General features: G+C 52.8%; 1 protein-coding gene. It reads left to right on the top strand.

Annotation, left to right across the window (positions count from 1 at the left end):
- Positions 1 to 233: aldehyde dehydrogenase family protein (locus FDX22_RS20325; RefSeq protein WP_146717688.1), on the top strand; the 233-nt coding region annotated here is incomplete at both ends.

The raw sequence follows: 233 nt of genomic DNA, 5'->3' as shown, positions 1-233 counted from the left end.
GGCGTTATCAGAATACCGGGCAGGTTTGTGCCGCAGCGAAACGCTTTATTATTGAAGAAGGGATTGCGGCAGAATTCACCCACCGTTTTGTTGCGGCAGCCAGTGCACTGAAAATGGGCGATCCGCTAAATGAAGAGAACGATCTCGGCCCAATGGCACGTTTTGATCTGCGGGATGAACTGCATCAGCAGGTTGAAGATTCACTGGCTCAAGGGGCGCGCTTACTCCTCGGT

The sequence above is a fragment of the Citrobacter sp. TBCS-14 genome, assembly GCF_005280805.1.
GTDB lineage: Bacteria > Pseudomonadota > Gammaproteobacteria > Enterobacterales > Enterobacteriaceae > Citrobacter > Citrobacter gillenii.
Note: the sequence above shows the minus strand (reverse complement) of the source record. Positions and strands in the feature narration are given on the sequence as shown.